Raw genomic sequence first — 18,747 nt, 5'->3', positions numbered from 1 at the left:
CCGGGCAGCAATGCGCGCAACCCGGGCAAAGCATTGCGGACGTGCCCTGGGCGCAACGGCTGCTCGCCCCCGAACGGGTCTGGCCGCTGGCCACCGGAGCCGGGGTCACGGTCGCCGTCATCGACTCCGGTGTGGACGCGACCGCCCCGCAACTCGCCGGCCGGGTCGACCCGGGCCGCGACTACCTCTACGGCGGGGCCAACGCCGCCGACGACTGTGTCGGGCACGGCACCGGGGTGGCCAGTGTCATCGCCGCCCAGCGCGATCCCCGGACCGGCTTCCGCGGGCTCGCGCCCGGCGCGCGGGTGCTGCCGCTGCGGGTCAGCGAGCAGGAGCTGGTCAACGGGGAGACCCAGGGCAAGTCCAGCGCCGCGGGGCTCATCAGTGCCATCCGGTACGCGGCCGACAACGGCGCCAAGGTGATCAACCTCTCGCTGACCACGGACGACAGTCCCGAGCTGCGCGCCGCCGTGGACTACGCGGCCGGCAAGGACGTGCTGCTCGTGGCCGCCGTGGGCAACCGGCAGAACGGCGACAAGCGGGTGCCGTACCCGGCCGCGTACGACGGGGTGCTCGGCGTCGGGGCCGTGGACAGCGCGGGCCAGCGCTACCCGGAGTCCCAGATCGGCCCGTACGTCGACCTGGTCGCGCCCGGGGTCGCCGTGACCGTGGCGGCGCGGCAGAGCGGGCAGGCCACGGTGAACGGGACGAGCTTCGCGACGCCGTTCGTGGCGGGGGCGGCGGCGCTGGTGCGCCAGTACCACCCCGGGTTGAGTGCCGCGCAGGTCGCCCAGCGGCTGATCGCCACCGCGGACCCGGCCCCGGGCGGGCGGCGCAGCGACGCGTACGGCTACGGGGTGGTGTCCCCCTACCGCGCGGTGACGGACCTGACCGCCGTCGGCACCCCTCGCGCCGACGCGGCCGTGCCCCCGGTGTCCTACCCGCCCGACCACCCCGAGCGGGACCGCCGGGAACGCCTCGGGGTGGCGCTGGCCGCCGGCGGTGTCCTCGCGGCGGGCGTGCTGGCCGCCGCCGCTGCCGTGCTCCCCCGCGCCCGCCGACGCAACTGGCGCCCCGGCCGGCGCTGACCGCGTTTCGTCGAGCCCCGCTGGGCCCGCCGCACCCGGCACCCACACCGCCGGGCTCCCCGTAACCCGCCACCCGGCTCACCACAGCCCCGGAGCCCGGCCGCCCCACCGCCCGGCCGGGTCAGCCCGTTACGAGAACAGGCCGGTGTTGGCCTTCTCGGTGCGCAGGTACTCGCCCACCGAGGTGTCCACCGCCGTCTTGATCGCGTTCAGCATGGTCTTGATGTCGTCGGCCGCCGTGGTCCACTTCTGCTGGCGGGCCGCGTAGGCCACCTTCGCGTCGCCGTCCCACGTCGCGACGAGGGGGGCGGCGTGCTGGTTGAGCAGGTCCAGGCTCGCGGTGAGCTTAGAGACGGCGGCGGCGATGTCCGCGCTGCCGGCCTGCAACGCCGCGAAGTCGACGACCAGTTGGTTGTCCGTCACTGCCACTCCTCTACTACAGCGGAAGTTGCTTGCTCGTGTACGAGCGGGTGAGGTCGGCCGCCGACGTCTCGTCCGTCGTCGCGTAGCTCTGGCCGGAGGTGCGGATCGCGGCGGCGGTCTCCCGCAGCGCCGTGTTGATGGCGATCTGGTCGTCCTGGAACGCGCGCTTCACCTGCTCGAACGAGTGGCCGCCCGCTCCCTGCCACTTCTGTCGGAGCGGTTGGAGCTCGTCCATCAACCGGGTCAGCATCTGCTGCAACTCCCCGTTGACGGTCTCGAACTCACGGGCCGTCTTCTCCATGATCTGGAGCTCGGCCTCAGTCTTCGCCATGACACTCCCCTCGCACGGGACTGATACATCGAAGAACTTAGCGACCCCTGTCAAGGAATCCGGACAGGTCAGTCCGTGCCGACGACAGGCGTCAGCGCGGCGGCCGGATCCAACGCCCGCCCGGCCGGCAGCAGCGCCACCAGCCCCGCCGGCAGCCGCACCGGGGTCGCCGGTCCGAACCCGAGCATCCCCTGCACCTCGGCGCTCGGGATGGCGTACCGGACGCCCAGGTCCGTGACCAGGGACAGCCCGCCGTTCGGGGCGCCCGGCGCGGACAGGGCCGACACGAGCGCGCCCCGGCCGGGTTCGACGACCACCCGGTCCGCGAGGACGGTGCCGTCCTTGGACTTGCCGCCCGTACCCGGCGCGTCCTCGCCCTTGGTCGCGGTCACGTCCACGCTCAGCTCCGGCACCCCGGACGCGTCCCGGTACGCCGCGCACAGCGCCCCGTCGACCAGCCCCGGCCGGACCGGCTTCGGGGTCTCCACGGGCGGCGCGGCCGGCCCCGCGTCGGGGGTGAGCGGCGCGACCCGGGGCGTGACGGCGTAGTCGGCGGGCGCGATCCGCACCGCGCCCCCGGACGCGAACGGCGTCTCCGGGTCGCCGAGCAGGATGTCGGCCTGCACCTGGGTGATCGCGGCGAGCCCGTCGGCGACCGCCACGTGGTACTGCTTCCCGCCGCCCTGGGTCTCCACCACCGCGACCTGCCCGACCTTCAGGTTGCCCGCCTTCGACGCGCCGCCCCGGCCGGGCACCGCGATCCGGGCGAGGTCCTGGCCGGCCGGCAGCGCGTTCAGCCAGGCGGGGGCGGCCTCGACCGGGGCGTCGTTGAAGCCGAGGGCCGGGAGGACGATCCGGGGGTCGCGGACGGCGTACCGGTGGCCGTGCCAGATCAGGTAGCCGCGGACGAAGAGGGCGCCGTCGGCGAGCGGGCGGCCGGCGGGGAGCTCCGCGCCGACGTACAGGACGGACTGCGGGGTGGGGTTTCCGGTCTGGTCCTTCACCGGGCGGGAGCACAGGGTCCAGGCTCTGGTCAGGAGGTTCTTGCCGGCGGGCAGGGTGTCGGGCGCGCCGGGGATGCCGAGGGGCTTGCCGCGCGGCACGCCACTGATCGACGCGGCGGCCACGGACACCGGTTTCGCGCCGGCCGTCTTCGCCAGGAGCAGCGCGGACGCGTAGTTGGCGACGGGGTGCAGGAGGCCGGCGAGGTAGACGTACCGCGCGCCGGTCTCCTTCTCGATCACGATCGCGCCCTCGGTCTTCCAGCTGGTCTTGCCACCGGGCGAAACCAGTCCGAAAAGGCCGATCCCGGCAAGTGCGATAACGGCTACCATCAGGCTCGCCAGCATCGCCCCGGCGGCCCGCCGAAACGGGGACCGAACGGGATCAGTCTCCCGCATGACCAGGGCGGACACGACACGCTGCAGGACAAACTGGTACGACTGCAACTGGTCGCGCCTCTCAGACATCCCGTCAGGCTATCGGCAGTTGGCACGCCTCGAATAGCATGGGACAAACACGAGGGGAGGCCGTAGTGACACATGCCCGCGCATCCGTGTCCGTGTCGGCGCCGCCGGGTTATCCGACCAGCACCGGGGGCTATCCGACGAGCACCGGTGGGGTCTACGGCGCCCCTGGCCGCGGTCCGATCTCGGGCGCGCCCACCGTCTACGGCGGTCCCCGGCCGTCCGGCCCGCCCGGTGCGGCGGCCGTCGCGCCCCGCCCGCCGCGTACCCCCGGAATGATCTTCGGGGTGCCCGCCGTGCACCTGCTGGCCTGGCAGCTCGCCGCCGCCGCCGTGCTCGCCGCCGTCGCCTCCCGCAACCTCGTCCTGATCGCCGTCGCCGGCACGGCCGCCGTGCTGACCCTGCTGCTCACCGTGGTCCGGGTCCAACGCCGCTGGTTGTACCGGTGGCTGGGCACCTGGCTGCGCTACGTGCTGCGGGACCGGGTAGCCCAGCCCGCGCCCTACGTGGACCCGCGCGCCGCCCTCCTGGAGCACCTGTCCCCGGCCACCCTGGTCACGAGTGTCGAGATCGACGGGCAGGGCGTCGGCATCATCGAGCACGCCGCCGGGGTGACCGCGCTGCTGGAGCTCGGCCCGATCGACGCCGGCCTGGTCGCCGAGAGCCCCGTGAAGCTGCCCTCGCCGGCCGCGCTGCTCCCGCCCACCGACCCGAACGCGCCGCCGCTCACCCTGCAACTGCTGATCCAGGCCGCGCCCGCGCCCGCGCTGACGGTGGGCAACAGCCCCGTGGCCAACTCATACCGACAACTGACCGAGGGCCGGATCCCGGCCGTCCGGCGCGCCTGGCTGGCCATCCGGCTCGGCCGGGAGGGCGCGACGCACTCCGACGCCGACCTGCGCCAGGCCCTGGGCAGCGCCGCGCGCCGGTTGGTCCGCCGGCTCCGGCAGGACGACGTGCTGGCCCGCGCGCTCGACCGCGACGAGGCGCTCACCGCCGTGGGCGTGCTGGCCCACCTGCCCGCGACCAACGCGCCCGTGCGCGGCTCGGCCACGGTCGGCTCCGTCGGGGTCGCCAGCGTCGGCGCCGCCTCCCCCGGCCCGATCGGCCAGGAGACCTGGAACGCCTGGTGGAGCGGCGAGACCGCCCAGACCACGATCAAGCTGCGCCGGTGGGCCGACCCGCGCACCGACGGCGGCAGCCGCCTGCTCAGCGTCGCCCTCGCCTCCCCCGGGCTCGCCACCACGGTGTCGCTCGCGGCCCGCCGGGTCGACGTCCGCCCGGCCGACCTGCCCGCCGGGTCCGACGCGGAACTGGTCGCGGTCGAGCTGGGCGTGCGCCTGGCCGCCCCCAGCACCGCGCTCCTCGACGCCGGCTCGACCGCCCTCGCCGCGAACCTGCGCGCCATCGGCGCCACCGTCGACCGGCTCGGCGGTGAACAGGCCGCCGGCCTCGCCGCCACCCTCCCGCTCGGAGGCTTCCTGCAGTGACCCTGTTCAGCACGCTCGGCCCGCAACTGGCCAGCGCCACCTCCCTCGACGCCCTGGAGCTGCACGCGGGCGGCGCGGGCCTGATGCTCGGCACCAACCGGCAGCGCCAGCCCGTCATCGCCCGGATCTTCCGCCCCGAGCCGACCCGGGGCGTGCTGGTCGGCGGCCTGCGCTGTGCCCAGCTCGTCGCCTTCCGGGCCCTGGCCCTCGGCGCGCAGCTCATCATCCAGAGCGCCCGCCCGGCCGCGTGGCAGCCGTTCACGCACGGCGTGGGCGCGCCGGGCGACGCCGTGGTCTACGCGACCCCCGGCAGCGCGATGCCGCCCGCGAGCCCGACCCGGCCCCAGCTGCTCATCCTCGACGTCGGGGCCGGCGTCGGCGAGCTGTCGGAGTCCTCGGCGGCCAACTGGCGCACCACCCTCGCGATCCGCGAGGAGCTGACCGCGTGGGACATCGACACCCTGGTCCGGGCGCACCTCGTGATCCTCCAGCCGCTGACCGAGATCGAGGCGGCGCTCGCGTCCTCGGCGCTGGGCCTGTCCGATGTGCAGGACTGGCTGCACCGGATCCGGGCCGACATGGTGACCGTGGTCAGCCAGGGGGCCGTGCGCTGGGCGCTGCTCGGCACGACCCCGATCGAGCAGCAGGTCATCGGCCCGCCGAACAGGTTCTGACCGGCCTCACGCGCCGAAGGGCACGATCATGTGGGTACCCGCCGCAAGCCGTCCTTCCGGGGTTTCCACTGTGTAGCACGGTTGCCGGTGCGGGGCGCCGCGAGCCCGGGGCAGCGGGATGTCCCCGAAGGGTGAGAAGATCGGATATGCCTCGGCCGCCCCAGATCTTCGCCGTCTCCCCGATCCTCAAGCCCCCGGCGGACGCCCCGCCCCGGAAACGCAGCGCCCTGCTGGAGCACGCGATCTCGCTGACCGGCGTACCCCGCGCGAAGGTCTGCTTCGTGCCCACGGCGGTCGGCGACAGCCAGACCGCGATCGACAGCCTGTACGCGGCGCTGGCCGGTGCCGAGCACGCCGAGGCCAGCCACCTGCAACTGTTCGCCCAGCCCAACCACGCCGACATCCGGTCGTTCCTGCTGTCCCGCGACCTGATCTGGGTGGGCGGCGGCAGCGTGGTCAACCTGTTGGCCGTGTGGCGGGCGCACGGGCTCGGCGAGATCCTCCGCGAGTGCTGGGAGGCCGGCGTGGTGCTCGGCGGCGGGAGCGCCGGGAGCATCTGCTGGCACGAGGGGGGTACGACGGACTCGTTCTCCGACCAGCTCGACCCGGTGACCAACGGGCTCGCGTTCCTGCCGTACAGCAACGGGGTGCACCACGATCTCGATGTGCAGCCGCGCCAGGAGCGCTACCTGGAGCTGGTGGGCTCGGGCGGGCTGTCGGCGGGGTACGCGACCGACGACGGGGCCGGGTTGCACTACGTGGGCACGGAGCTGGTCGAGGCGGTGTCGGCGCTGCCCGACGCGGACGCGTACCGGGTGGAGGTGGATCCGGCGACGGGTGCCGCGACGGAGATCTCGTTGCACGCGCGACCGATCGGCTGACGGGCGGATGGTCGGTCGCGTGGTCCGGGCTGAGATCACACGGTCCGGGCGGCGGTCGCGGGCTGTTGATGCCGGCGGGGCCCGGTGCGCGGCCGGCTGACGGGGTGGGGGAAGAGTCGGCTGACGGACAGTTGGCGGCGCTTGTCTTCCCCGACAGGGCACGGGAACGATGGAACCATCCGGCTGGGTGGGCCGAAGACGACGGGCGGACAGTAGATGAGCAACGGTGACGACCAGGCCCGGAGCAGCGCCGACGCCGCGGTGCTGAGCGGAGCACTGCACCTGAGTTTCGTGCCGGACCCCGACCGGGACGACGAGGCGACCGACCGGCTGACCCGTGGCCTGCGCGCCGACCTGCGCACCCTCGACGTCGAGTTCGCGCCCCAGCCCCTCGGCGAGTCGCCCGAGGGTGCCAAGGGCGCCGACCCGGTGACCGTGGGCGCGGTGGTGGTCGCGTTGAGCGGGGCCGGCGGCCTGCTCCCGGCGTGCCTCGGGATCGTGCAGGACTGGCTGGGCCGGCAGTCCCGGCGGCACCGGATCGCGGTGACGATCGACGGCGACACGATCGAGTTGGACCGGGCGACGACGGATCAGCAGCAGACGCTGGTCGACGCGTTCGTGCGCCGGCACTCCGCCGGCTAGCGGATGGGGCGACGCCTGGCGCTGCTGATCGCCACCTACGAGTACGAGGACGCGGGGCTGCGCAAACTCGTCTCCCCGCCGCACGACGCGGAGGCGCTCGCGGCGGTGCTCGGTGACCCGGAGATCGCCGGCTTCGAGGTCACGACCCTGATCAACGAGTCGCACCACACGGTGGGCCGGGCGATCTCGGACCTGTACCGCGACCGGCTCGGCGACGACCTGACCCTGTTGTACTACACGGGCCACGGCCTCAAGGACGACGACGGCCAGCTGTACCTGGCGATGGCCGACACCCACCGCGACAACCTGGACTTCACCGGCCTGTCCACGGAGCGGATCGGCCGGGTCCTGTCGCGGTGCCCGTCCCGGCAGAAGGTGCTGATCCTCGACTGCTGCTACAGCGGGGCGTACCGGGTGGACCTGACGAAGTCGGATGCCGGGGTGCACACGATGGACCGGTTCCGGGGCCGGGGCCTGACGGTGCTGACCGCGTCGGACGCGATGCAGTACTCCTTCGAGGGCGACAAGGTGCACGGCGACGCCGCCCCGTCGGTGTTCACCGGGCACATGGTGACCGGCATCCGGGACGGCGGCGCGGACCTGGACGGCGACGGGGACATCACCCTCGGCGAGCTGTACGACTACGTGTACGACCGGGTGGTGGACGAGACCCCGCACCAGCGCCCGAAGAAGAAGGACGACATGGAGGGCCGCACGGTACTGGCCCGCAATGTCCACTGGCGACTCCCCGACCACCTGGTCAACGCGATCTCCAGTCCGCTCGCGTCGGCCCGGTTCGACGCGCTGAACTGGCTGGACCGCCTGAGCAGTACCGGCAACGAGGTGGTCCGCGCCCGGGTCCTGACGGAACTGCGCCGCCTGGCAGACGACGACAGCCGCAAGGTGTCGACGGCGGCGGCGAGCCGACTGCCCAATCCGCCGGGCCAGGGCCAGACGCAGGCGCAGGGCCAGACGCAGGCCCAGGCACAGAAGCAGGGCCAGGGCCAGGCGCAGGTCATTCCCCGGAACCAGGCGTCGGCCACACCGGCCGCAGGCCAATCGGTCATGGCCGGCGGAGGCTATCTCATGGCTGCGTCCGGTAGCCCCGCCGCCGACCGCGCCCGGGCGGCCGAGATCGTGCGCCGCGCCGAGGCCGAGGCGCAGGACATCCTCGCCCGGGCGAAAACCCAGGTGGACGCCGTCCTCGCCGACGCGTCCGCCAGCGCGAAGGCGTTCCTGGAGACCACCCGCCAGGACGTCGAAACCCTGCGTGACAGGGTGCGGGCCGAGGTCGAGCGGGGCCGCCGCGAACTCGCCGAAACCGAGCAGCGCCGGGACACGGTCCGTGCCGAGGCACAGGGCGCCGAGGCCCTGCGGGACACCGCGCTCGCCGAGGCACAGGCCGCCGAGGCGCTCCGGGATACGGTCCTGGCCGAGGCCCGGGACGCCGAGTCCCGCCGCGACGCGGCGCTGGCCGCGACCGGGGCCGCCGAGAAGCGCCGCACCACCCCCGCGCCCACCGCCCCGACAACCACCGCACGGCGGGCGCGCGGAAAGGCCCCAGCATGGCCGTCCGCACCAAACCGTGCCCGCACCGTGGGCGAGGTGGACACGGTGGCGGTCCTGAACGGCCACGACAAGGTCGTCTTCTCCGTCGCCTTCCACCCCCGCAACGGCCTCCTCGCCACCGCCAGCGAGGACGGCGACGTCCGGCTGTGGAACTCCGACGGCGGGGCACCTGTCGGCCGAATCGGCCACGATGTCCCTGTCTACGCGGTCGCGTTCCATCCGGGCGGGGACCTGCTCGCCACGGGTGGCAAGGACTTCAAGGTGCGCCTGTGGAACGCGAACAACGGCAGGCTGGTCGGCGATCCCCTGTCCGGCCACGACGGGGCCGTGAACGCGTTGGCGTTCCATCCGGGGGGCCGCCTGCTGGCCTCCGCGAGCTTCGACCGTTCCGTCCGGCTGTGGGACGCGGAGACAGGCGGCACCGTCGGCCGCACACTCACCGGACACGGCCAGTCCGTGGATGCCCTCGCGTTCCACCCCGACGGGAAACTGCTGGCCACCGGCGGCCGGGACGGCCAGGTCATGTTGTGGAACCCGTTCACCGGCCTGCGGGTCGGTGCGCCCCTCGTCGCCCACAGCGGTCCGGTGGGCGCGGTCGCGTTCCACCCGAGCGGTCGGCTCCTGGCGACGGCGGGCGAGGACGCGACGGTGCGGCTGTGGGATCTCCATACGCGGAAGCTGGCCGGTCCGCCACTCACCGGCCACGCGGGCACCGTGCACTCGATAGATTTCCACCCCGGCGGGCAGCTGATGGCAACCTCGGCCGATGACTGCACCGTGCGTCTCTGGAACCCGCACACGGGCCTGCTGGTCGGCGATCCGCTCACGGGCCACTCCGGCCCGGTCTTCTCCCTGACGTTCCATCCTGAGGGACATCTCCTGGCCAGCGGCAGCACGACAGGCTCGGTCCGACTGTGGGCGGGCGCCCCGCTGTCCAGGATCAACCCCTGAAGACCTTCATCCGGGTACCACCGGGAGCGCGGCCCTCTCCGCGCCGGGCCGCAAGGAAGGCGCGCCACTCGGCGGCGGGGAAATGACTCCGGGGCCGCTCGGGTCCTTGCTGTGGCGGATGCCGACGACACCGGCGGAGACGCGGCTGAAGGTGCCGATGCCGGGGGCGCCTGCCGGAGCGGGCGATGAGTCGGTTGATGGACAGTTGGCGGTGCTTGTCTTTCCCGACAGGGCACGGGAACGATGGAACTCTCCAGCTGTGCGGGTCGGGGACGATGGGCGGACGGTTGATGAGCGACGGTGACACGTATTCCGACCGGGCCAGGGCCGGGACACCGGCCAACGCCCTGCGTCGGGAGTTCGTGCCGGACCCGGAGCTGGAGCACGTGACGACGGCTCAGCGCCCACCCCTGGTCGGCACGCTCGCGTTCCGGCACTCTGCCGGATAGCGGATGGGGCGACGCCTGGCGCTACTGATCGCCACCTACGACTACCAGGACGCTGGCCTGCGCGAACTTGCCTCCCCGCCGCACGACGCGGAGGCGCTCGCGGCGGTGCTCGGCGACCCGGAGATCGGCGGTTTCGAGGTCACGACCCTGATCAACGAGTCGCACCACACGGTGACCCGGGCGGTCACCGCCCTGTACGACCAGTTGAGCAGAGACGACCTGCCGCTGCTGTACTTCGCCGGCCACGGCATCAAGGAAGCCGACGGCCGGCTCCACCTGGCTCTGGCCGGTACCCGGCGGGAAAACCTGGACTCCACAGCACTCCCCATGGAGAGCATCAGCCACCTCATGGACAGGTGCATCTCCCGACAGAAGGTGTTGATCTTCGACTGCTGCTTCGGCGGGCAGTTCCCGGCCAGTTCGACCACATCGAACTCAGAGCCGCCGATGAGGTGGTCACTCGGGCGAGGGGCGACGATCCTGAACGCCTCAGACACCGTCCAGTACGTGTTCGAGGGCGACATCGTGCACGGTTCCGCCACCCCTTCGACGCTCACCGCGCACCTGGTGGCCGGTCTCCGGGACAGCAGCGCGGACCTGGACGACGACGGGGACATCACACTCGACGAGCTGTCCAGGTACGTGAATGATCGGATGGCGGCTGAGAATCAGAACCAGCGGCCCAACAAATGGGGCACCGCCCATTTCCGAACGGTCATCGGCCGCAACCCGCACTGGCGGCTCCCGAACCATCTGGTGGCCTCGATCACGAGCCCACTCACGTCGGTCCGGCTCGCCGCGCTGGACTCTCTCGAACGCCTGAACGACGTTGGCAACGAGATCGTCCGTGCCCGGGTGCGGGAGACGCTGCTCCACCTGGCCGAGGACGACAGTCGCGCGGTGGCGGAGGTGGCCGCCGTCCTGCTGGCTCCTCCTGCACCCGACCTGGCCGCAGCCGAGGACGCGCTACGGCATGCCCGCGCCGAGGCTCAGAAGATCCTGGACGAGGCGAAGTCCCAGGCCGCCGACATTCTCACGGACGCGGCTGACAACGCGAAGGCGATCATCGCCAGCGCCCGCCAGGACGCCGAGGAGTCCCAACGCACCGCACGGGCCGATACCGCCCGGTTGACGCGCGAGGCCTCCCGGGCGGAGGACCGCCGGGACTCGGCGGTGGCGGGCGCCGAGGCCGCCGAGACCCGCCGCGACGCCGCACTCGCTGCGGCGACCGACGCCGAGGCACGTCGGGACGCGGCCGTCGCGGCGATGGACGCGGCCGACTCGCTCCGCGTCACGGCACTCACGGTGGTCAGCGCCGCCGAGATTCGCCGGGACATGGTGCGGGCCGAGTCCGAGAAGGAGGAGCAGCGCCGTGACCTGGCCCTCGCGGTCGCGGAAGCCGCCGAACTCCGCGCCGCCAGGGTCCAGTCAGAGTTGCCCCAGTCTGCTCAGGCCGACGAGTCCCGCCAGCTCGCCGCCGAGAAAGGCCAGGCGGGAACCGAATTGACCGCACAACCCGGCGAGACCGCCCAGCCCACGGACCCGCCAGCCACCGCCCGCACCCGCGAAACCACCGGCCCAACCGCGCCGACCCTCGACACCGTGGGGAGCCTGACCGGCCACACGAAGACGGTCCACTCCATCGCCTTCCACCCGAACGGGCACCTCCTCGCCACCGCCAGCGAGGACAACTACGTCCGCCTGTGGGACCCCGACAACCGGACGCCGGCCGGCCTCCTCGACCACAGCGTCCCCGTCTACGCGGTGGCGTTCCACCCGCAGGGCGAGCTGCTCGCCACCGGCAGCCAGGACAACAAGGTCCGGCTGTGGGACGTCAGCAGCGGAAAGCGAATCGGTGAGCGGCTGGTCGGCCACAGCAAGGCCGTGTACGCGTTGGCGTTCCACCCGGAGGGTATTCTGCTGGCCTCCGGGAGCTTCGACGGCGACGTCAGGCTCTGGGAACCACTGTCGGGCCGGGCCTCGGGTGCAGTGCTCACCGGGCACCGGCAGGCCGTCTACGCGGTGGCGTTCAGCCCGGACGGGAAGCTGCTAGCTTCCGGGAGCCGGGACCGCCAGGTCAGGTTCTGGAATCCGTTCACCAATCTGGAGGCCGGCTCGCCACTGACGGGGCATACGGGGCCGGTGCACGCGGTGGCGTTCCATCCGGGCGGGCGGCTCCTGGCGACGGCTGGGGAGGACGCCACGGTGCGGCTGTGGGATCTGCGGACGCACCAGCTGGTCGGCAGGCCACTCAACGGCCACACGGGCACGGTGCATTCGGTCGCGTTCCATCCGGGCGGGGAATTGATGGCCACGGCGGGCTACGACTGCACGGTGCGGTTGTGGAATCCGCGCAACGGCCAGCCGGTCAGCGGGCCGCTCACGGGGCACACGGGGCCGGTGCACGCGGTGGCGTTCCATCCCGATGGACATCTGCTGGTGAGCGGCAGTACGACGAGCGCGGTCCGGCTGTGGTCTGGCGCGCTGCTGCGACACGTCGACCCGGTTCCCCAGAGGTTCGCTCCCGATTCTGCCACCGTCCTGCTGTCGAGCCCCGATCCGGAGACGGCGGAGGCGATCGGGAAGCTGCTGGCGGCGTTGAGGTTCGAGGAGCCCCGGCGGGACGCGGGTTCCCGTAGCAGTGGCCCCCTGGACTGTGTGCCCGCTTCCGAAGTCGACCACCTCGTGAAACTACTCATGCGATACGTGACGGACCCCCAGGCATTGCTGTCGATTCTCGCCTCCAACGAGGCTTCCAAGCTGCCGAGATTGGGCACGCGACAGAAGCGCTCGACGGACAACCTGAACTATGTCCTGTCGGGCGACGGCTACCTCCGCACGGCGGTTGCCACGTACCTGATGTCCGTCGAGAATGCGGTCCGGGCGCTTGCCGCCGTCAAACCCTGAAAGCCCTCATCTGGGTACGCTGGGGCGGGGTGCTATCCGTGTTGGGCTGCGAGGAAGGCGCGCCACTCGGCGACGGGGAAGATGAGTACCGGGCCGCTCGGGTCCTTGCTGTCGCGGATGCCGACGACACCGGCGGACACGTGGTCGAAGGTGCACTCGACACAGTTGTCGGAGCTGCCATCGCTCCGGCGAGCCTTCACGTAGCGCGCTTGCGTCAGGTCCATCTCGCGCCTCCTCGTCCACATTGGCCCGCAGACGACGAGCCACTAGCCCGAGGCTAGCCGTGTCAGGAGCTTAGCCGAATCGCCTGGATCCAGGGCGTGTCGGCCGAGGCGGCGAAAGAGGTCGACGTAGCCCTCGACATCCATCGGAGCATCAAAGTAGATCGTGCCCAGGTGATGGGAAAGCGCGACGATGCCCGGGTCGAGGTCGTCCCGAAACTGCAATACGGTGAACGCTCCATTCGGTGCTGGGTGCGCCACACACTCCGCCGGAAGCACCTGAAGCATGACGCTGTCCAGCTCTCCCAGTTCTATCATTCTGCGAAGCTGTGCCCGGATCACGGGCTCACCGCCTACTGGGCGGCGCAGTGCTACCTCATCGACGATGAGGTGAAACCGCGGACCATCCGCCCTGGTCAGCAGTGCCTGCCGTGCAACCCTCAACTCGATCAGCCGCTCGGTCTCCTCGACCGTAAGTTCAGGCCGATGTGACTGGATGATGGCCCGGGTGTATTCCGGGACTTGAAGAATTCCTGGCACCAGGATCGACTCGTAGCCGAGCACCGCAGCTGACTCAGCCTCCAGCTCGCGAAAAGCACCAGGGACATGCCGAGGATTTCCGCTCGATGCCAGCCCTAGCATCCAGTCGCGGCGCGGGCCGGTGACGTTGTAGATGTCGAGGAGGCGAGCCGCATCGCCCGGGGTGATGCCCGACAGGCCGGTTTCGATGCGGCTCACCTTCGAGTCCGACCAACCCATGCGGCGGCCGACCGACTTGATCGTCAGTTCCGCGTCCTCGCGGAGGAGCCGTAGGTGTCGGGCGAGCCGGGCTCGGCGGGGATGTGGGGTGCGGCGCCCATCGCTGACCATAGGTGCATTGTCCGCTGAGGACGCTTCGTGCACCGATAGCCACGCTGGGCTGCAAATCTGCAAGGTACCCGCTGAATTTTCTGGATTGTCTGGGTCCTGGGCTCGGGAGATGCTGGTCGGGCTGAACTCCCCGGTGCGGCGTGGATCCCCAAGTCCGTCGGGCCGGGTTGAGCGGGGCGGGCGGCGGATTTCCCCGATCATGGCCGCCGCCCGCCCCTTCCAGAACACGGACGATGGGAGTACCGCATGACCGCCGAGGATCTGCCCCGGGTGTTCGCCCTCGACCGGCACGTCGACGTGTCCGGCGTGTCGGGGACGGGGGTGGTGGCGTTCGGGACGTGGTACCCGGTCACCGAGGCCGTCACGATCAGCTGGCTCGGGGAGAGCACCGGCCACCTGTCGATCGGGGTCTACGACTCGCTGGAGGCGGTCACCGCGATCCACTGCCACAGTGGCGCGACGGAACTCGTCTGGCTCACGGACATCACCTGGAAGACCCGCCCCTGGGCCCCCGTCCCCGGGCGGACGCCACCGCGCCGCCACGCCTGAGCCGCCGCGCCGAGGCACCTGGATGGTCATCCGGATGGCCGCTGGCGTGCCTCCCCGCGCCGGCCCCGGTCACGTGAGTCGGCACTCTGACATCGACGTTTGTCGAAGTTGTCGGTAGCGTTATTTCATCCTTACCTCATACCTTGATCAGGAAAGGGCTGTTTTGCGCGCACCACGGGGAACAACGCTCACGCTCCGCACCCTGGCGGCACTGGCCGCCGGCACCACCCTCCTGTCCCTGGCGGCCGTTCCGGCCGCAGCCTCCCCCGGCGCCACCCCCACCGACGCGACGGCGCGGCTCATGGCCCGCCAGCGGGTGCTGGTCGCCGGGGCGAACACCATCCGCTGGGCCGTCGAACGCACCGCCGCACCCGGCTACGGCTCGATCGAACTCGCGTCCGACCAGGTCATCGTGCACTGGAAAGGGCTGCCGCCCGCCCCGGTGGCCGACGCGATCGACAGCGCCCGGCGCACCGTGGACGTCCGCGTCGTCCCCGCCGCGCACAGCCACGCCGAACTCCGCGCCGCCGGGCTCCGACTCGCGGCCGACATCGACCGGGCCGTCGCGCGCGCCGACTACGACATCAGGATCGCGCCCGACGGCAGCGGCCTGACCCTCGCCACCGACGCCCCCGAACTGCTCGGCGACCCCGGCCTGCTGGCCACCGGCGTCCCGGTGCGCCACGAACGGGCCGGCGCGCACGTGCCCCTGGCCACCCGCGAGAACGACATCGCACCCTGGTCGGGCGGCGCGCGGACCCGCAACTGGAGCCCCGCGCTCGGCATGGTCGTGACCTGCACCAGCGGGTTCGGCGTCACCAGCGGCGCCGGGTACCACTACCTGCTCACCGCCGCGCACTGCATGACCCCACCCGACGCGGTGTACGACGGCAACAGCGACTGGATCGGCACCGCCGACCGGGAGAACTGGCAACACGACGTGATCCTGGTCCGCGCGTACGGCACCACCAGCGGCCGGATCTTCGACGGCGGGGTCAACTCCAACTGGGGCAAGGGCGTCTCCGGCTGGGACTGGGCCTACCAGGGGCAGTGGCTCTGCGACTCCGGGGCCACCACCGGCGTGCACTGCGGCATCCAGATCACCAACCTGTCCGTCCGGACCTGCTCCACCAACCCCGACTCCGACGGGGACTACAACTGCTACAACGACCTGGTCAGCGCCACCCGGCGCGACGGCGGCACGGTCGGCGACCACGGGGACAGCGGCGGGCCGGTGTTCAGTCTGGACGGCAGCTTCGTCCGGGCGATCGGAGTAATCTCGGGGCGGGACTCCAGCCGCCAGAATGTGCTGTTCTTCCAGGACTTCGGCACCGCCTGGCGGGACTTCGGCGTCAACCCGGTGACCAGCGGTTGGTGAACATGAGCAACAAGCCGTCCCCCCGGGGGCTGCTCGCCCTCGTCGTCGTGGCCGTCCTGGCCGCGACGGCGAGCGCGGCCGCCACCCGGTGGTACTACACCCGGGCACCCGCCCACACCCTCGACGACCCGGCGGACCGGCCGCCCGCGTACCCGCGCGCCGACCTCGCGGGGCTCGTCGTCCCGGCGTGCCCGCTCGCCGAACCGGGGCCGGCGCCCCGGCCGGATGCCAGCACCCACCGGCTGGTCGAGTGGGGGGCGGTGCGGGTCGTCCGGTGCGTATACGAACCCGGGGGCGCGCGGTTGTCGACCATGGACGTGGTCGAGGGCGGGCAGACCGTCTTCATGGTCACCGTGGTCCGGCGGTTGTTGACGCCCGCGCAGGCCGACGACGTGCTCGGGTCCGATCGGGGGGCTGTGGCGTTGCTGCTGTTCAGCCCGGTGCGGTACCTGTTCCAGTACTCCGACGGGCGGGTCCTCGAGGTAGCCACCAACAACGGGGGGTACTACCGGGGCACGGCCGTGCGGTACGGACTGCCCCGGGGGCGGGACATGGCGGCGCTCGGGTATCCGGGGCAGTGGGCGTGCGGGTTGGGCGGAATGGCGGCCGCCGGGCTGCGGGCGTGTGTGGTCACCGATGGTCGGGCCACGGTGCCGGGGGGCTGACCGGGTCAGCGGACCGGGGGCCGACCGGGTCAGGGGCCCCGGGGTCGAGGCTTCGCGCGCCGACAACGGTACCTGTCGGGCATCGGACCACCGACGCGTCTATCTACTATAGACAGTGCTGGTTCGCGCGGATACGTTGCTGCCATGAGGCTTCCGACAGCCAGCGCCGCCCTCGTCCTGCTCGCCTGCGCCGCGCTCGCCGGCTGCGGCTGGACCGACCCCGAGATCCGGGCACCGTTCACCGGCGAGCTGGCCAAAGGCAACCACCCCCACAGCATCACCACGAACGTCGCCACGTTCAGCCCGGACGGGTCGCTACTGGCCACCGGGCGTCGCAACTACGACAACGACAAGCACGAGATCCAGCTGTGGGACGCCACCACCGGCGCCGCCGTCGGCCCCCCGATCACCGACCACACGGACACCGTCCACGACCTCGCCTTCAGCCCCGACAGCACGACCCTCGCGTCCGCGAGCGGGGACGGCACCCTCAGACTGTGGAACGTCGCGGACCGCGCACCGCTCGGCACGCCGATCGCGGCTACCGGGCGCGGCGGAGTACGGGCCGTCTCGTTCAGCCCCAACGGGCAGACCCTGGCCACCGCCGGAGAGGACGGTGCCGTGCGGTTGTGGAACGTCGACATCCGCAAGCAGCTCGGCGCGCCCTTCCTCGGGCACCGCGACCACGTCACCGACGTGGCGTTCAGCCCGGACGGCCACACGCTGGGCACCGCGAGCAGGGACGGCACGGTCCAGCTCTGGCACGTCGACACCCGGACGCCCTACGGGCCGCCCCTGGCCACCGGACCGTCGCAGAGCTTCATGGCGTTCAGCCCGGACGGGAGGTACCTCGCCGCCGCGAGCCTGCACCTCCAGGTCTTCGACCTCGCCAATCGCAACCCGGTGGCCTCCTGGGACAGCAACCGCTACGACGGCGCATGGGGTGCGCTCGTCGACGGCCTCTACTTCAGCCCGGACGGCGGGACGGTGCTGTTCGCGGTCAGCGAGCTCCTGAACGGTCCGAACATCGCGACGCCGCCGGTGAACGCGACGCCGAACTACGTCGGGGGATACAGCCGGCACACGCTGAGGGCACTGGACTTCGCCACCGGGAAGGAGCGGGCCACGCCGGTACTCAGCGGGTTCGAGCAGTTCTCCGCGGCCGCCTACAGCCCTGATGGGAGGCGGATCGCCTGGGGGACGTCGGTGTCCGCCGGGGTGATCAGGGTTGTCGGGTGACAGGTGCTCGGCATCGCTCGGGGCGCGGTGGGCTGGGCCCGGGCGGCTGGTGACAGGTGCTCGGCAACGGACCTGCCCCGGGCTCCGGGGCAGGGGACCTCGCCCCGGGTCCGAGCTGATGCGCGGTGGGTCGGTTGCCTACTCGTAACCGTCTGATCGTGGGTTTCAGGTTTTGAGGCGGGTGGCCATGCCGTCGAGGAGGCAGTCGAGGCCCACGGTGAAGCTGTCCTCGCGGGTGTCGGCCGGGGCGAGCTGGTCGTAGGACTCGTGCAGCTCGCGGAGGCGCGGATAGGGCCGCACGGCCTCGCGGCCGGCCAGGAGGAACTGCTGGACCAGCTCCACCTCGTCGTGTCCGCCCCGGGCGAGCATGGTCAGCCAGGCGGCCTCGGTCGTGGTGATCCCGACGACGTAGGCGGACAGCATGCTGATGGCCTGGTTGCCGGCCCGCAGGGTGAAGCCCGCCCGCTCGAAGCGGGTGAGGATGTCCTCCACGAGGCTCATCAGGTTCGGTCCGAGGTGTTGCAGGCCGGCGTGGCCGAGCACGGCGACGAGCCAGGGGTGCCGGAGGATGGTCGCCCGCAGGTCGACGGCCAGTTGGCGGGCGGGGCCGGTCCAGTCCGCCGGGTCCTCGGACGGCGCCACCGTGATCTCGCCGTAGACCTCGTCGACGACCAGTTCCAGCAGCTCGTCCTTGTTGGCCACGTGGGTGTAGAGCGAGGTCGCGCCGGCGCCCAGCCGGGTACCGAGGTTGCGCATGCTCAGCGCGTCGAGCCCCTGTTCGTCCAGCAGCCGGATGGCCTCGGCGACGATCTGCTCGCGGCTCAGCGCGGGGTGTTCGCGCCGCCGCTTCTCGGGCCGGGACCAGACCGACGCGCGCTGGTTGTCCACGGGCATCTCGCACTCCTCACAGCACACGGGCGCCGACTACCGGGCGTCTCGGGCCTCAGCATACCG

The 18,747-nt window shown here is 72.1% G+C and carries 18 protein-coding genes; 12 read left to right on the top strand and 6 right to left on the bottom strand.

The features are described from left to right. The first annotated feature begins 41 nt into the window (after positions 1-41). The gene (gene mycP, locus AB0M43_RS15430) at positions 42-1,088 is read left to right on the top strand and encodes a type VII secretion-associated serine protease mycosin (protein ID WP_363724975.1); all 1,047 of its coding nucleotides are present in this window, start codon (positions 42-44) and stop codon (positions 1,086-1,088) included. Positions 1,089-1,217: 129 nt separating this feature from the next. Here the strand turns inward: mycP and AB0M43_RS15425 are convergent, their stop codons facing one another. The 3 genes from AB0M43_RS15425 to eccB all read right to left on the bottom strand — a co-directional run bounded on the left by AB0M43_RS15425 (position 1,218) and on the right by eccB (position 3,311). Beyond that, a complete protein-coding gene (locus tag AB0M43_RS15425) occupies positions 1,218-1,511 on the bottom strand; it encodes a WXG100 family type VII secretion target (protein ID WP_363724973.1) in 294 nt (97 codons plus the stop codon). Between the two features lie 13 nt (positions 1,512-1,524). After that, positions 1,525-1,842 carry a WXG100 family type VII secretion target gene (locus AB0M43_RS15420; protein ID WP_363724971.1) on the bottom strand — a complete coding sequence of 106 codons (318 nt, stop codon included), beginning with the start codon at positions 1,840-1,842 and terminating at the stop codon, positions 1,525-1,527. Between the two features lie 68 nt (positions 1,843-1,910). Further along, complete coding sequence (eccB, locus tag AB0M43_RS15415) at positions 1,911-3,311, bottom strand: type VII secretion protein EccB (protein ID WP_363724969.1); 1,401 nt, start codon at positions 3,309-3,311, stop codon at positions 1,911-1,913. Positions 3,312-3,376: 65 nt separating this feature from the next. Here eccB and eccE point away from each other — a divergent pair, with 65 nt between their 5' ends. The 7 genes from eccE to AB0M43_RS15380 all read left to right on the top strand — a co-directional run bounded on the left by eccE (position 3,377) and on the right by AB0M43_RS15380 (position 12,871). Further along, complete coding sequence (eccE, locus tag AB0M43_RS15410) at positions 3,377-4,798, top strand: type VII secretion protein EccE (RefSeq protein ID WP_363724967.1); 1,422 nt, start codon at positions 3,377-3,379, stop codon at positions 4,796-4,798. After that, positions 4,795-5,472: a hypothetical protein gene (locus tag AB0M43_RS15405; RefSeq protein ID WP_363724965.1), complete on the top strand. Its 678-nt coding sequence runs from the start codon at positions 4,795-4,797 to the stop codon at positions 5,470-5,472. The genes eccE and AB0M43_RS15405 overlap by 4 nt, the downstream gene beginning before the upstream one ends. Before the next feature lie 146 nt (positions 5,473-5,618). Beyond that, complete coding sequence (locus tag AB0M43_RS15400) at positions 5,619-6,353, top strand: peptidase E (protein ID WP_363724963.1); 735 nt, start codon at positions 5,619-5,621, stop codon at positions 6,351-6,353. Positions 6,354-6,569: 216 nt separating this feature from the next. After that, complete coding sequence (locus AB0M43_RS15395; RefSeq protein WP_363724961.1) at positions 6,570-6,995, top strand: hypothetical protein; 426 nt, start codon at positions 6,570-6,572, stop codon at positions 6,993-6,995. Between the two features lie 3 nt (positions 6,996-6,998). Further along, positions 6,999-9,515 carry a caspase family protein gene (locus tag AB0M43_RS15390; protein ID WP_363724959.1) on the top strand — a complete coding sequence of 839 codons (2,517 nt, stop codon included), beginning with the start codon at positions 6,999-7,001 and terminating at the stop codon, positions 9,513-9,515. A 290-nt stretch (positions 9,516-9,805) separates the two neighbouring features. Beyond that, on the top strand, positions 9,806-9,964 hold the full coding sequence (locus AB0M43_RS15385) for a hypothetical protein (RefSeq protein ID WP_363724957.1): 159 nt from the start codon (positions 9,806-9,808) through the stop codon (positions 9,962-9,964). Between the two features lie 3 nt (positions 9,965-9,967). Then, positions 9,968-12,871 (top strand): caspase family protein, encoded by a 2,904-nt coding sequence (locus AB0M43_RS15380; RefSeq protein ID WP_363724955.1) that lies wholly within the window; start codon positions 9,968-9,970, stop codon positions 12,869-12,871. A 32-nt stretch (positions 12,872-12,903) separates the two neighbouring features. Here AB0M43_RS15380 and AB0M43_RS15375 read toward each other — a convergent pair whose 3' ends face one another. Together AB0M43_RS15375 and AB0M43_RS15370 are read right to left on the bottom strand one after the other, a co-directional pair. After that, a complete protein-coding gene (locus AB0M43_RS15375) occupies positions 12,904-13,095 on the bottom strand; it encodes a DUF397 domain-containing protein (RefSeq protein WP_363724953.1) in 192 nt (63 codons plus the stop codon). Positions 13,096-13,137: 42 nt separating this feature from the next. After that, positions 13,138-13,962 carry a helix-turn-helix transcriptional regulator gene (locus AB0M43_RS15370; RefSeq protein ID WP_363724951.1) on the bottom strand — a complete coding sequence of 275 codons (825 nt, stop codon included), beginning with the start codon at positions 13,960-13,962 and terminating at the stop codon, positions 13,138-13,140. A gap of 246 nt (positions 13,963-14,208) precedes the next feature. Here AB0M43_RS15370 and AB0M43_RS15365 point away from each other — a divergent pair, with 246 nt between their 5' ends. From AB0M43_RS15365 to AB0M43_RS15350, 4 genes are all read left to right on the top strand, one after another. After that, positions 14,209-14,511: a hypothetical protein gene (locus tag AB0M43_RS15365; RefSeq protein WP_363724950.1), complete on the top strand. Its 303-nt coding sequence runs from the start codon at positions 14,209-14,211 to the stop codon at positions 14,509-14,511. A gap of 163 nt (positions 14,512-14,674) precedes the next feature. Continuing rightward, the gene (locus AB0M43_RS15360) at positions 14,675-15,889 is read left to right on the top strand and encodes a S1 family peptidase (RefSeq protein WP_363724949.1); all 1,215 of its coding nucleotides are present in this window, start codon (positions 14,675-14,677) and stop codon (positions 15,887-15,889) included. 2 nt (positions 15,890-15,891) lie between these two features. Beyond that, the gene (locus AB0M43_RS15355) at positions 15,892-16,554 is read left to right on the top strand and encodes a hypothetical protein (RefSeq protein WP_363724947.1); all 663 of its coding nucleotides are present in this window, start codon (positions 15,892-15,894) and stop codon (positions 16,552-16,554) included. 144 nt (positions 16,555-16,698) lie between these two features. After that, positions 16,699-17,793 (top strand): WD40 repeat domain-containing protein, encoded by a 1,095-nt coding sequence (locus AB0M43_RS15350; protein WP_363724945.1) that lies wholly within the window; start codon positions 16,699-16,701, stop codon positions 17,791-17,793. Between the two features lie 165 nt (positions 17,794-17,958). On the opposite strand, the gene AB0M43_RS15345 is transcribed toward AB0M43_RS15350, so the two are convergent. Then, on the bottom strand, positions 17,959-18,687 hold the full coding sequence (locus tag AB0M43_RS15345; RefSeq protein WP_363724943.1) for a TetR/AcrR family transcriptional regulator: 729 nt from the start codon (positions 18,685-18,687) through the stop codon (positions 17,959-17,961). Positions 18,688-18,747: the final 60 nt, after the last annotated feature.

The organism is Longispora sp. NPDC051575, from assembly GCF_040681875.1.
Classification (GTDB): domain Bacteria; phylum Actinomycetota; class Actinomycetes; order Mycobacteriales; family Micromonosporaceae; genus Longispora.
Note: the sequence above shows the minus strand (reverse complement) of the source record. Positions and strands in the feature narration are given on the sequence as shown.